The sequence below is a fragment of the Methylobacterium variabile genome (assembly GCF_001043975.1).
Lineage (GTDB): Bacteria > Pseudomonadota > Alphaproteobacteria > Rhizobiales > Beijerinckiaceae > Methylobacterium > Methylobacterium variabile.
On the sequence record NZ_LABY01000105.1, the window covers coordinates 1 to 11,320 of the forward strand.

Consider the following 11,320-nt stretch of genomic DNA (forward strand, 5'->3'; position numbering starts at 1 on the left):
GTGCCGGAGCCGGCACGCGGGACGCCGACGGGGCCCGGGGCGCCGCCTCGGCCAGGCGGACGGGGGCCGGGATCGGGGCGCGGGCCGGCGCCGGGCGCCGGGTCTCCGGCTCGTCCTCGGCGATCCGCACCGGGGCGGCGATCCGGGGCCGCTCGACGATCGGCCGCACCGGCTCCGCCTCAGGCTGGCGGAACGCGAACGACCTCGCCTCGTCCCGCGTGTCCGGCCGCGTGTCCGGCCCGGCCTCCGCCACCATGATGTTGGCGCCGGCCGGCGAGCCCGCCGGGCGCCCGTCGGTGCGCAGGGTCGCCATCAGCTTGCGGTCGTCGCTGCCGCCGACCGAGGCCTTGCCGACGTACTCGACCCGGACCTTGGTCGTGCCCCGGCGGCGGAAGTCGAGGGCCTCGGCCACCGCCTGCGACACGTCCATCAGCCGGTCGGCGTGGTAGGGACCGCGGTCGTTGACCCGCACCACCATCGAGTGGCCGTTCTGCAGGTTGGTGACCCGGGCGTAGCTCGGCAGCGGCAGGGTCGGGTGCGCCGCCGCGACCGAGAAGCGGTCGAAGACCTCGCCGTTGGCGGTCATGCGGCCGTGGAAGGCGGTGCCGTACCAGGAGGCGAGGCCCTCGCGGACGTAGCCGCGGGCGTCCTGGCGCGGCACGTAGGTGCGCCCGGCGACCACGTAGGGCTTGCCGGTCATCTGCCGGCCGCCGCCCTTCGGGATCTTGTCGTTCTCGCCGTAGAGGCGCGGGCTCGCGGCGACGCCGTATTTCGGGTCGATCTCGCGGCCGCCGCTCCTCACCGCGAGCTGCTTGGGCGTCGGACCGGCGCAATTGGCCGCCGCCAGGGCGATTCCCGCCACCGCGGCCCACCGCACGACCGGCATCGGCCGGAGGGCCCCCCGCTCCGTCCCCGGGCGCGGAGAACCGCTCTTCGAAGATCCCGCCATCGACCCCTCGGTCCCGTGCCGCCCGGGGCCGCCGGCTCCCTGCCCGGGACGGGCTGAGGAGGGGCGGAGCCCGTGGCCGCACAGGGTTACGCTGCACTTGCGCAGACCCTGCCGGCCCTGCGTAAATGAAAGCTCAACGGGAGCCTGGGCGCGAGTCCCCTCCACCGCCGTCCACAGGCCGTGGGGATACCCGGGGAAAGACAGGGCGTGGTCCTCCCCGCTCCCGGCCGTGCCTGTCCACGCCTCGCCCGGGACGGACCTCGTCGATGATCGACCCTCTCGATCAGGCCCTGACCTGCTTCCTAGATGCCGGGGGCTTTCGAGCGGCCGCACGGGCACGGCGGGATCGCAGTCGATTTGCCATGCCGCGCGCCACCCGGCCGGTGCGGGATGTCTCTCCGAGCCTGTTTGACTTGCTGGATAGTATTAACGCCCTCTTCGTCACTCCGGGGCCGCGTAGCGGAGCCCGGAGTCCAGGAACTCAGATGTTGTGGAGTAAAGCGAATTGTGTTCCGCTCTACCCTGAACATCCTGCGGTTCTGGGCGCGCCTTCGGCACTTCGGGCTCCGCTGCGCGGCCCCGGAATGACATGCAGGGTGTCAAATCTGTAAGATTCGATCAAACGGTCTCTCAGACCATCCCCTGACCGGGCGACGGCTCTGGCGGGCCAGGGCGCGTGAGCGCGCCCGCCGGCGCGGCGACGGGGATCCCGCGCCTATTCCGCCGGCTGCGGTGCGGCGCCGGTCCCCGGGTTTTCCGTCCCGGGCTCGCCCTCGCGTCCCCGCCCCGCCACCAGCCGCTCGGCGGCGACGTAGAAGACCGGGGTGACGAACAGGGTCAGCAGGGTCGCCACCAGCAGGCCGCCGATCACCACCGTGCCCATCGAGATGCGGGCGTTGGCGCTGGCGCCGGTCGCGAGCGCCAGCGGCACCGAGCCGAGGATGAAGGCGAAGGAGGTCATCAGGATCGGCCGCATCCGCAGGCGCACGGCGTCCTGGGCCGCCCGCACCGGGTCCTCGCCCTTCGCCCGCAGGTCGCGGGCGAAGGAGACGAGCAGGATCGCGTTCTTGGCGGCGAGGCCCACGAGGAGCAGCAGGCCGATCTGCCCGAAGATGTCGAGGGGCAGGTCGCGCAGGGCCAGTGCCCCGACGGCGCCGAAGATCGCCAGCGGCGTCACCAGGATCACCACGAAGGGCAGCCGCAGGCTCTCGTACTGGCCGGCGAGCAGCAGCACGATCATCACCACGCCGAGGCCGAAGATCAGCGGCGCCCAGCCGCCGGCGATCTTCTGCTGGTAGGCGACCTCGGTCCATTCCACGGCGTAGTTCGTCGGCAGGGCGGTCTCGGCCAGGCGCTCCACCGCCGCGATGGCCGATCCCGAGCTCGCCGTCTCGGCGGTGTCGATGGCGATCTCGATCGCCGGGTAGGTGTTGTAGGACAGGACCGCCGTCGGCCCGCTGACGAAGTGCGGCGTGACGAGCGACCCGATCCGCACCGGCTCGCCGCGGTTGTTCGGCACCGTCAGGCGCGACAGGTCCTCGAGGGTGCGCCGCCCCTGCGACTCGCTCTGGACGTAGACCTGGTAGACGAAGCCGAACTTGTTGAAGAGGTTGACGTAGGACGAGCCGACGTAGGTGCCGAGCGCGTCGAACAGCGATTGCAGGCTGACCCCGAGCTGCTCGGCCTTGGCCCGGTCGATGTCGAGGCGCAGCTGCGGCACGCCGTAGCTCGTGGTGGCGGTGGCGCCGCCGATCTCCGGCAGCTTCTTCAGCTGCGCGATGAAGCCCTCGGCGGTCCTGGCGAGCTTGAGGCCGCCCTCGCCGCTGCGGTCCTGCAGCTCCACGGTCAGGCCGCCGCGGGAGCCGAGGCCCGGCAGCGGCGAGGGGTCGACGATGCGCAGGACCCCGTCCGGGTGGTTCTTGAACTGCCGCCGCAGGCGGCCGATCACGTCGTTGACCGTCTCCTCGCGCTCGTCCCAGGGCTTCAGGGTCGGGATCTGGAAGCCGTAGAACGGGGCGGTCACGTCGGCCAGGATGCCGCGCCCGGCGACCCCGATGGTGCCGGCGGCGGCCGGCTCGGCCAGGACCGCCTTGCCGACCTCCTCCACCATGGCGGCGGTTCGGCCGACCGAGGCGCCCTTCGGCATCGCGATGTCGGCGAAGAAGTAGCCCTGGTCCTCCTGCGGCACGAAGGCGCTCGGGCGGCTCGCCAGCATCCAGGCGGTGAGGCCGGCGAAGGCGAGGAAGACCAGCCCGGTGGCGACGAGGTGGCGCGACAGCCGCCCCGCCGAGCCGACCGCGGCGCCGGTGGCCCGGTCGAGGGCGGCGTTGAACCAGCGCAGGGGAGCCCGCCAGCGGCTCCGATGCGCCGCCTCGTCGCGGGGCTTCAGCAGCAGGGCGCAGAGCGCCGGGGTCAGGGTGAGCGAGACCACCGCCGAGATCAGCACCGAGATCGCGATGGTGAGGGCGAACTGGTTGTAGAGCTGGCCGGTCAGCCCCGGGATGAAGGCGACGGGCACGAACAGGGCGGCGAGCACCAGGGTGGTGGCGATGACCGGGCCCGCCACCTCGTTCACCGCCTCGCGGGCGGCCTCGCGGGGCTCCTGCCCCTCCTCCATCAGCCGCTCGGTGTTCTCGACCACGATGATGGCGTCGTCGACGACGAGGCCCACCGCCAGCACCAGCCCGAGCAGGCTCAGGGTGTTGAACGAGAACCCGAGGACCGCCATCGGCCCGAAGGTGCCGACGAGCGCCACCGGCACCGCGATCGCCGGGATCAGGGTCGCGCGCCAGCTCTGGAGAAACAGGTAGGTGATGACGACCACCAGCACGATCGCCTCGATCAGGGTCTTGATCACCTCGTGGATCGAGGCGTTGACGAACTCGGTGCGGTCGAGGGCGATCCTGTATTGCAGGCCCGGGGGGAAGCGCTTCGCCAGGTCCCTCATGGTGGCGTGGACGCCCTTCATCACCTCGACGGCGTTGGCCTCCGGGTTCTGGAACAGGCCGAGCGACGCGGCGGGCTTGTTGTCGTAGGTCGAGCGGCTGCCGTACTGCTCCGAGCCGAGCTCGACCCGGCCGACGTCGCGCACCCGCACCACCGAGCCGTCGGGATTGGCCCGGATCACGATGTCGGCGAATTCCCGCACCTCGGTCAGGCGGCCCTTGGTGACGATCTGCAGCTCGAAGGCCGGGGTGTCGCGCACCGGCTCCTTGCCGAGGGAGCCGACGGTGATCTGGGCGTTCTGCTGCTCGATCGCCTGCACGATCTGGCTCGGGCCGATGCCGAGGGACTCCATCCGGGCCGGGTCGAGCCAGATCCGCATCGCGTAGCGCTTGTTGGAGAAGTTGACGATGCGGCCCATGCCGGTGACCCGGCGCAGGGGCTTGATCACCTGGGTCTCGGCCCAGTTCGACAGGAAGAGCTCGTCGTAGCGGTTGTCGTCGCTGTAGAGCACGACGTTGCCGAGGCGCTGGCGCGACGACTTCACGATCTCGAGACCCTGGTCGCGCACCGCCTGCGGCAGGCGCGCCTCCGCCCGCTGGGCACGGGTCAGCACCTCGGCGGCGGCGGCGTTGAGGTCGGAGCCGACCTCGAAGGTCGCGTCCATGGTGACGCTGCCGTCGGCGTTGCTGGTCGAGTTGATGTAGATCAGGTTCTGGGCGCCGTTGATCTCCTGCTCGAGCGGGATCGCGATCGCCTCGTAGGCCTGCTGGGCGGTGGCGCCCGGATAGGTCGCCTGGACGTTGATGATCGGCGGCGCGATCTCGGGGAACTGGGCGATCGGCAGGGCGAAGCCCGCCACGGCCCCGATCAGGGTGATGAGCACCGAGATCACGCCCGCCAGGACGGGCCGGTCGACGAAGTAGGCGAACATCCCGCGTCCCGGTGGCCGCCGGGGCGTGCCGGGAAGGCCGCCGCGAGCCGGGGCCCTGGAGCGGCCCTCCGGGCCCTGCGACGGTAAGGTGAAAGCTCACGTGCAACGCTATCGCGTTCGAGGGAGTTCCCCTCGGGCGAGTTCCCCTGGGACGCCGGCCGGGGCCGCTCCGCGCGGGTCCGGGCCGGCCTGCCGCAGCCTCCAGGCTCGAGGAGCCGCGGGCCGCTCTCGGAACCGTCTCGTCGAAGGAGACCGACATCGTGCGCGCAGGGTTTCGCTACGGCCTCATCGGTCTCGCCGGCATCGCGGCCGGGGCCGGCCTCTGGTGGGGGCTCGGCCACCCGCTGCCGGAGGGCGCCGTCGGCGTCCTGCCCGGCCCGGTGGCGAAGGTCCTCGCCCCGCCGGCAGCGCCGAAGCGCGAGGCCGACGCGCCGGAATTCGACGTCACGGTGGCGCGGGCCGTGTCCGAGACCGTGCCGGTCGCCTTCTCGTATACCGGCACGGTGATCTCGCCCAAGGACGCGGCCCTCCAGCCCCGGGTCACCGGCGTGGTGGTGGAGCGGCCGTTCGAGCCCGGCGGCCACGTCAAGAAGGGCCAAGTGCTGTTTCGCATCGACCCGCGGCCGTTCGAGGTCGCCTTGCGCACGGCGGAGGCCCAGCGCGAGCAGGCGGTGGCGCAGCTCGCCTTCGCGGATGCCGAGGTCGACCGCACCCAGCCGCTCGCCGACAAGGGCTACGCCTCCGAGCAGCGCTTCCAGCAGCTCGAGAGCAACCGGCAGGTCGCCCGCAGCCGGGTGCAGGAGGCCGAGGCCGCGATCGCGCGCCAGAAGCTCAACCTCGACTACGCGGTGATCCGCGCGCCCTTCGACGGGCGCTCCAGCCTCTCCGACGTCAATGTCGGCGACCACGTCAACGAGAACACGACCCAGCTCGTCAGCGTGGTCCAGGTCGACCCGATCGAGGTGCAGGTGGCGCTCTCGAGCGAGGATTCGGAGGCGGTGCGCGCCGCCCTGAAGGAGAACCGCGCCTTCATCCAGGTGCTCGACAGCCAGGGCCGGCCGGAGCGCAAGGCGACGATCTACAAGCTCGACAACCGCTTCGACCCCCGCACCGCCCGCCGCCTGGTCCGGGCCTGGCTGCCCAACGCCGACGAGCGCTACCTGCCGGGCGAGTTCGTCCGCACGCAGGTCGAGGTGGGGACGCAGGAGCGCCTCCTGGTGCCGACGGTCGCCCTGTCGTCCCAGCTCGATCAGCGCATCGTCTGGCGCGTCGGGGAAGACGGCCGGGTCGCGATGACCCCGGTCGAGACCGGCGAGGAGTTCGGCGACCGCACGGCGATCGAGAAGGGCCTGAAGCCCGGCGACCGGATCGCCACCGACCACCTCCAGCTCCTGCGCCAGGACCAGCGGGTCGGGATCAAGCCCGACAAGGATGCCCGGCAGGCCGCGAACGGGCCCGACGGCGCCGTGCGGTGACGCCGGCCGGCGTCAGAGCTTGCCCCGCGTGAGGCCCTGACGCTAGGCTCGGCCGATCCCGTCACGGCACGGAGCGATGGCCATCCGCATGACCTCCCCTGAGGCCGCGCCCCGCGGCGACCTGCGCTTCTCGGTCGTGACCGCCGGGCCGGACGGGCTCGAGCTCGTGGTGGCGTTCGGGCCGCGGGACTACGCGGTCCGGCTGACCCCCGCGGAGGCGGCCGAGCTCGGCCTGGCGCTGCTCGCCACCGCCTCGGTCGCGGCGGATGCGGGCCAGGACGTGCCGGTGGGCACCCGGGTGGAGAACTGCTTCTTCCCGGTCCTCGGCTGGACCGCCGGCGAGGTCTCGCCGGGGGTGCCGGCCCTCGCCTTGCGGCTCGCCGAGGGAACCGAGATCGCCTTCCAGTTCGATCGCGAGGGCGCCCGGGCTTGCGGCCGCGCGCTCGCCCGCAGCGGCCGGATGCGCCTGCGCGAGCGCCTCCGGCGCGCCTTCCGGCGCCCGGCCCGGCCCCTCGGACGAAACTGAGGAGGCGCGGCGCGGGGGACCGCGTCGCGCCTCGCACAGGGCATCCGCGTCGACGGCCCGCGGCCGTCGCGCGAACCGGTCCCTGCGACGTCAGCCCTGGCTGCCGAAGCCGAAGGTGGTGTCGCCGACGGTTGAGCGGCCCTCCACGGCGCCGAACATCAGGTCGTGCACCATCGGATCCACCTTGGCCGACGCCACGTCCGGCTAACGCGCCGGCGCGGCGCGCCAGGCGAGGTCGAGGGCGAGGCCCCGCGGCAGGGTGTCGAGGAGCGGCGTGACCGGCAGCCCGGCGGCGTTGAGGAGCCCGGCGCTCCAGTGGTTGCAGACGGTGAGCAGGGTGAACCGTCCCTCGGCCTCGTAGAACAGGCTCGGGCCGTAGAGGCCCGGGCCCGCCTCGACGGGGTGGCCGTCGCGGACGGTGAGGGAGCGGCCGAGGGCGGCGGCGAGGCGGCGGAAGCTCGCTCGCGACAGGCGCAGCGGCACGACCTCGGCGTCCTGGAAGGCGGCGCCAGGCTCGGCCGCGACTCCGACCACGTGCAGCACCGCCGGGCGCCCGCCGGGGGTGAACAGGGCCCTGAGCGCCAGGCGCCAGTCGAGCGCCTGAATCGTCGGCACCCCGCGGTAGACGCCGGCATCGCCCCAGCCGATCTCGAGCGCCGGGTAGGCATGGAAGCGCTCGGTCACCGCCAGCAGCGCCCCGGCCCCGATCTCGCCGGCCGCCCGGGCCAGGTCGTCGCGGGGCAGGAGCAGGCCGGAATGCCAGGTCCGGGCGACGAGCCGCACCACGACCGCCTCGTCGCCGGCGGCCGGCGGGTAGAGGTCCGGGTCGCCCGGCCGGGCGGTGAGCCAGGCCGCCAGGGCGAGGAGCGCGGCGGGAACCAAGAGGAGCGACAGTGCGAGCGCCGCGGCGCGCCGGGCGATGCGCGGGCCGCGGCGCACGACGTCAGGCCGCCACGGTGAGCTGCCGCAGGTCCTGGCCGGCCGCCAGGGTCTCGGAAGCTCCGAGGATGTCCATGGCGGCGACGGTGCCGCCGGCATCGTAGGCGACGACGACCCCCGGACGGACTTCCCGGCGCATCACCACCTCCGCGTCGCTGAAGCGGACGGACAGCACGTCCGTCTCGGTGTCGTAGCAGCCCTTCACGGCGCCGGCCTCCGGGCGGGGTCGGGATGTCGCGGGCTCGGGTCGCGGTCTCATGCCTGTACGCAAATCCGGGCGGCGTTCGACGGATCGCCTCTCCGTGCGCGGACGCCCGATCGTCTCGAACCGAACGCCGCCGAGCGCCTCTCCCCGATCATCTCGTTCGCATCCGGTGCGGGCGGCCACGCCGCCCGCACCGGAGCCGGTCCGTTGCCGGCTCAGCCCTGCAGCCGCGCCAGGGCTTCCCGCACCTTCTCGCGGCGGGCGAGGGCCGCCTCGCGGCGCTCGCGCTGCTCCTCCACGACCTCCTCGGGGGCGCGGGCGAGGAAGTCGGCGTTGCCGAGCTTGGCGTCGATCTTGCCGATCTCGCCGTCGAGCTTGGCGTCCTCCTTCTTCAGCCGCGCCACCTCGGCGGTCAGATCGACCACGCCCTCGAGCGGCAGCGCCGCCACCTCGCCGCGCACGATCAGCTGCACGGCGTTGCGGGGGCTCGTCTCGGCGACCTCGATCGAGGCGATGCGGCCGAGCCGGCGCACGGTGTCGCCCCAGCGGGTGGCACGCTCGCGCACCGCCTCGCTCGGGGCGACCAGCACCAGCGGGATCTGGGCGCCGGCCGGCACGTTCGTCTCCGAGCGGGCCGAGCGGATCTCCGAGACGAGGTCGACGACCCAGCCGATCTCGGCCTCGGCCTCCGGCCGCGCCAGCGCGCCGAGGTCCGGCCAGGCGGCGAGCGCGAGGAGCCCGCGCTCGATTCCCGCCTCGCGGGCCTTGGTCGCCCACAGCTCCTCGGTGAGGAACGGCATGAATGGGTGCAGCAGCACGCAGATCTGGTCGATGAGGTAGGCGATCGTCCGGCGCGTCTCCTCCTTCGCCGGGCCGTCCTCGCCCTGGAGCACGGGCTTGGCGAGCTCCAGGTACCAGTCGCAGAAGACGTTCCAGACGAAGCGGTAGGCGGCGTTGGCGGCGTCGTTGAACCGGTAGGCCTCGATCGCGCCGGTGACCTCGGCCACCGCGCGGGCGGCCTCGCCGAGGGCCCAGGCGTTCAGGGTCTGGCTCACGCCCTCGGGCCTGAAGTCCGGGTCGAGCCGGCAGCCGTTCATCTCGGCGAAGCGGGCGGCGTTCCAGAGCTTGGTGGCGAAGTTCCGATACCCTTCAACGCGTTGCACCGAGAGCTTGATGTCGCGTCCCTGCGCCGCCATGGCGGCGAGAGTGAAGCGCAGGGCGTCGGCGCCGTAGCGGTCGACGAGGTCGAGGGGATCGACCACGTTGCCCTTGGACTTCGACATCTTGGCGCCCTTCTCGTCGCGGACGAGGGCGTGAATGTAGACGGTGCGGAACGGCACCTCGTCCAACGCGTGAAGGCCGAGCATCATCATCCTGGCAACCCAGAAGAAAATGATGTCGAAGCCCGTCACCAGGGCGCTGGTCGGGTAGTAGCGGGCGAGCTCCGGCGTCTCCTCCGGCCAGCCGAGCGTCGAGAACGGCCACAGCCCCGAGGAGAACCAGGTGTCGAGCACGTCCTCGTCGCGCCGCAAGGTCACCGGCCGGCCGTGCTTCTCGGCCGCCAGCGCCAGGGCCTCCTCCTCGCTCTGCGCGACGAAGCAGTTGCCCTCCGGGTCGTACCAGGCCGGGATCTGGTGACCCCACCACAGCTGGCGCGAGATGCACCACGGCTCGATGTTCTCGAGCCACTGGAAGTAGGTCTTCTCGTAGGTCTCCGGCACGAAGCGGGTGCGGCCGTCGCGCACCGCCTGCAGCGCCCGCTCGGCCAGCGGTTTGACGTTCACGTACCACTGGTCGGTCAGGTAGGGCTCGATCACCACGCCCGAGCGGTCGCCGTGCGGCACCGCGTGGGTGTTGGGCTCGATCGTCACCAGCCGGCCGCGCTCCTCCATCAGGGCGACGACCCTGGCGCGGGCCTCGAAGCGGTCGAGGCCGTGCAGCGCGAGCGCCTCGGGCTCCGGGCTCGCGCCCTCCAGGAAATCCGCGTTGCCGTCGAGGCTTATGCGGGCTTCCTCATCCAGGATATTGATCTGGGAAAGCCCGTGCCGGCGGCCGACCTCGAAGTCGTTGAAGTCGTGGGCCGGGGTGATCTTGACCGCGCCGGTGCCCTTCTCGGGGTCGGAATACTCGTCGGCCACGATGGGGATCAGACGGCCGACGAGGGGCAGGCGCAGGCGCTTGCCGACGAGCGCCCGGTAGCGCTCGTCCTCCGGGTGCACCGCCACCGCGGTGTCGCCCAGCATGGTCTCGGGCCGGGTCGTCGCCACGGTGATGGTCTCGCCGGTCTCGTTGCCGGCCTCGTCGACCACCGGGTAGGCGAAGTGCCAGAGGTGGCCCTTCACCTCGACCTGCTGCACCTCGAGGTCGGAGATCGCGGTCTGGAACTTCGGGTCCCAGTTCACCAGGCGCTTGTCGCGGTAGATCAGGCCCTGCGCGTGCAGGTCGACGAAGACCTTCAGGACGGCCTTCGACAGGCCCTCGTCCATGGTGAAGCGCTCGCGCGACCAGTCGCAGGAGGCGCCGAGGCGCTTCAGCTGGTTGACGATGGTACCGCCCGATTCCGCCTTCCACTCCCAGACCCGGCGAACGAATTCCGACCGGCCGAGGGAGCGGCGGTCGGGCTGCTGCTGCTCGGCGAGGCGGCGCTCCACCACCATCTGCGTCGCGATGCCGGCATGGTCGGTGCCGGGCTGCCACAGCACGTCCTTGCCGCGCAGGCGCTCGAAGCGGGCGAGCACGTCCTGCAGCGTGTTGTTGAGGGCGTGGCCCATGTGCAGCGAGCCCGTCACGTTCGGCGGCGGGATCATGATGCTGTAGGGCTCGGCACCGGCCCGGTCCGGGCGCCCGGCCCGGAAGGCCTGCGCCTCCTCCCACTCGGCGGCGATGCGCGCCTCGACGGCGGCGGGATCGAAGGTCTTGTCCATCATCACGAAGAGAGCCACTCGCACGGCGCCGCCCGGGGCGCGTCCCGACGGCGGCGCCGGAACCAATACGAAAAAGGCCGGCCGCGCGAGCGGCCGGCTCCCGAGCCCGCTTTCAAGCGGACCCGCGCGGTCCCGTCAACTGGAGCGCGCCCGGATCCGTGCCGGGGCCTCAGCGCCCTCGCGCGACGCGCTCGATCTCGGCCCGGACCAGGCGCTCGACCAGGACCGGCAGGTTGTCGTCGAGCCAGGCCTTCAGCATCGGGCGCAGCATGTCCTGCACCAGGTCCTCGATGGTGCGGGCGTTGCGGGTCAGCACCGTGCTGGCGAGGAGGTCGAAGGCGTGGCTGACCGTGGCGTCGGTGGCCTGGGACAGGAGCCGGTCCTCGGCGACCGGGCGCGGCGGCTCCGGCGGCGCGGGCGGGGGC

The 11,320-nt window shown here is 72.6% G+C and carries 8 protein-coding genes; 2 read left to right on the forward strand and 6 right to left on the reverse strand.

Going from position 1 to position 11,320, the window contains the following annotated elements; all coding sequences use genetic code 11:
* Positions 1–886: septal ring lytic transglycosylase RlpA family protein (locus tag VQ02_RS16115; RefSeq protein ID WP_245239754.1), on the reverse strand; the 886-nt coding region annotated here is incomplete at its 3' end.
* Positions 887–1,664: 778 nt separating this feature from the next.
* Positions 1,665–4,826 (reverse strand): efflux RND transporter permease subunit, encoded by a 3,162-nt coding sequence (locus VQ02_RS16120; RefSeq protein ID WP_048445222.1) that lies wholly within the window; start codon positions 4,824–4,826, stop codon positions 1,665–1,667.
* A 260-nt stretch (positions 4,827–5,086) separates the two neighbouring features.
* Here VQ02_RS16120 and VQ02_RS16125 point away from each other — a divergent pair, with 260 nt between their 5' ends.
* Positions 5,087–6,301 (forward strand): efflux RND transporter periplasmic adaptor subunit, encoded by a 1,215-nt coding sequence (locus tag VQ02_RS16125; protein ID WP_048445223.1) that lies wholly within the window; start codon positions 5,087–5,089, stop codon positions 6,299–6,301.
* Between the two features lie 88 nt (positions 6,302–6,389).
* Positions 6,390–6,827 (forward strand): hypothetical protein, encoded by a 438-nt coding sequence (locus tag VQ02_RS16130; RefSeq protein ID WP_245239755.1) that lies wholly within the window; start codon positions 6,390–6,392, stop codon positions 6,825–6,827.
* A gap of 204 nt (positions 6,828–7,031) precedes the next feature.
* Here VQ02_RS16130 and VQ02_RS16135 read toward each other — a convergent pair whose 3' ends face one another.
* From VQ02_RS16135 to VQ02_RS16150, 4 genes are all read right to left on the reverse strand, one after another.
* Positions 7,032–7,766: a DUF2459 domain-containing protein gene (locus VQ02_RS16135; protein WP_048445225.1), complete on the reverse strand. Its 735-nt coding sequence runs from the start codon at positions 7,764–7,766 to the stop codon at positions 7,032–7,034.
* 4 nt (positions 7,767–7,770) lie between these two features.
* Positions 7,771–7,971, reverse strand: a complete 201-nt coding sequence (locus VQ02_RS16140) for a DUF2283 domain-containing protein (RefSeq protein ID WP_048445226.1) — start codon at positions 7,969–7,971, stop codon at positions 7,771–7,773.
* Positions 7,972–8,186: 215 nt separating this feature from the next.
* Positions 8,187–10,898: a valine--tRNA ligase gene (locus VQ02_RS16145; protein WP_048445229.1), complete on the reverse strand. Its 2,712-nt coding sequence runs from the start codon at positions 10,896–10,898 to the stop codon at positions 8,187–8,189.
* A 166-nt stretch (positions 10,899–11,064) separates the two neighbouring features.
* Positions 11,065–11,320 (reverse strand): PopZ family protein (locus tag VQ02_RS16150; RefSeq protein ID WP_048445227.1); only part of this gene is annotated, 256 nt, incomplete at its 5' end.

What these genes read in the sequence shown, in the direction of transcription:
- VQ02_RS16120 (WP_048445222.1), bottom strand. Translation starts at nt 4,826, where the DNA reads ATGTTCGCCTACTTCGTCGACCGGCCCGTCCTGGCGGGCGTGATCTCG.
- VQ02_RS16130 (WP_245239755.1), top strand. Translation starts at nt 6,390, where the DNA reads ATGACCTCCCCTGAGGCCGCGCCCCGCGGCGACCTGCGCTTCTCGGTC.
- VQ02_RS16145 (WP_048445229.1), bottom strand. Translation starts at nt 10,898, where the DNA reads ATGATGGACAAGACCTTCGATCCCGCCGCCGTCGAGGCGCGCATCGCC.